The organism is Massilia genomosp. 1 (assembly GCF_011682185.1).
GTDB lineage: Bacteria > Pseudomonadota > Gammaproteobacteria > Burkholderiales > Burkholderiaceae_D > Telluria_A > Telluria_A rubra.
In genome coordinates, this window is sequence record NZ_WHJF01000262.1 from 1 (window position 1) to 1632 (window position 1632).

A 1632-nucleotide genomic window follows, 5' to 3' on the forward strand; every position below is an offset into this window, starting at 1 on the left:
CGACGGTCCGACTGACAACTGCCGCGCTGTCTCAACGGCTGCCACTCGCCGATCCGGCACAGCATGACTGACGTATCCAGTCGCGCAGCACCTAGGAGTCTGCGCGGCAGAAACTTGATATCATCCATGTCAACCGAGCAAACGCATTTTTGACCGATGACATCAAGCTATCTTCCCTACGAGCCGTAGCAGCAAATGCTGCTGCCCCACGCACTGCAGGACTGGCTCCCTGACGGGCACCTTGCCTATTACATTAGCGATACGATCGACTCGCTCGACCTATCCGCTTTTCATGCTCGGTATGCCGGGGGCGGTTCGCGCAACCAGCCGTTTCATCCGGCAATGATGCTCAAAGTGCTGGTGTATGGTTATTCAACCGGTGTCTTCTCGTCACGCAAGATGGCCAAGAAACTGTATGAGGATGTGGCGTTCCGGGTACTGGCCGCAGATAATTATCCGGCGCACCGGACGATCTGCGACTTCCGTGCCGCGCATTTGACGGAGTTTGCGGACATCTTTGTGCAAGTGGTGAAGCTGGCGAAGGAATGCGGTTTGGTGAAGCTCGGTACGATATCGGTCGATGGTACCAAGATCAAGGCCAATGCATCGCGTCACAAAGCGATGAGCTACGACCGGATGAAGAAGGCCGAGCTTGAGCTCAAGGCGCAGATCGATGCGCTGCTGGCGAAGGCCAAGGCGGCTGACGAGGCCGAGAAAAATGAACCGGAATTGGACCTCCCCGCAGAGATCACCCGTCGCGAAGACCGCCTCGCCGTGATTCGCGCGGCACGTGAACGCCTTGAGGAGCGTCAGCGTCAGGCAGACACCGCACGCGGTCGTAGCGCCGACGATGAGGATCCGCCCGATGCCGATGGCAAGCCGAAAAAGAAGTCACGGTTCAAATATAAATTCGGCGAGCCCAAGCCAAATGCCCAGGAAAATTTCACCGACCCGGAAAGCCGGATCATGAAGCATGCTGGGGGCGGCTTCGAGTACTCCTACAATGGCCAACTCGCAGTCGATGCTACCGCGCACATTATTGTCGCCGCCGAATTGGACAACTGTGCCGCCGACAGCGGGCAATTGCCAGCCGTACTCGCTGCCGTCAAGCGTGATGCCGGGTCCGATCCGGAGCAAGTCCTTGCCGATGCCGGCTACCGGTCGGAGGCCGTGTTCGATCAATTGAAAGATCATACCGCCGAATTGATCGTGGCCCTTGGACGTGAGGGCAGGAAGGACGTCGCGATCGATGCCACGAAGCGGCCGCTGTGTGCCGCCATGGCCGAAAAATTCAAGCTCGTGGAAACGCAGGCAGCCTATCGAAAACGCAAATGGCTGTCGGAACCACCGAACGGCTGGATAAAGAGCGTTCTCGGGTTTCGACAATTTAGCATGCGCGGACTGGCCAAGGCCCAGGCCGAGTGGAAACTCGTCTGCGCGGCGTTAAACCTGCGAAGAATGGCAAAAATGATGGCCGCGTAGTCACTCACGGGGCGATTTTCGTCCGAATTCGCTGTCAAGCACGGCAAATCGGCTCACGTTTGAGCCTGAAATCGGAGACGGCCTCGCGGCTCGCCGCGTCCGCCGCGGGTTCGCGAGGTCAAATTCCGTCTGCCGCGCCGACGCCTAGGC

1 protein-coding gene is annotated in these 1632 nt (G+C 58.6%); it reads left to right on the forward strand.

Translation table 11 applies throughout. From position 1 onward, the window contains the following. Nucleotides 1-195: 195 nt before the first annotated feature. On the forward strand, nucleotides 196-1482 hold the full coding sequence (locus F1735_RS33410) for an IS1182 family transposase (RefSeq protein ID WP_167094536.1): 1287 nt from the start codon (nucleotides 196-198) through the stop codon (nucleotides 1480-1482). The last annotated feature ends 150 nt before the right edge of the window (nucleotides 1483-1632 follow it).